Genomic DNA, 211 nt, shown 5'->3' on the forward strand with positions numbered 1-211 from the left:
GTCGACCTCGGTGACGATCACCCGGGCGCCCTGGCCGCGCAGCGACTCCGCACAGCCCTTGCCCACATCGCCGTAACCGCACACCACGGCGGTCTTGCCACCGATCAGGACATCGGTGGCGCGGTTGATGCCGTCGATCAGCGAGTGCCGGCAGCCGTACTTGTTGTCGAACTTCGACTTCGTCACGGCGTCATTCACGTTGATCGCCGGG

At 65.9% G+C, this 211-nt stretch carries 1 pseudogene; it reads right to left on the reverse strand.

Going from position 1 to position 211, the window contains the following annotated elements:
* A pseudogene (locus IG84_RS38665) lies at positions 1–211 on the reverse strand (adenosylhomocysteinase); the annotation flags it as partial.

The organism is Streptomyces ochraceiscleroticus (assembly GCF_000720485.1).
Classification (GTDB): Bacteria; Actinomycetota; Actinomycetes; order Streptomycetales; family Streptomycetaceae; genus Streptomyces; species Streptomyces ochraceiscleroticus.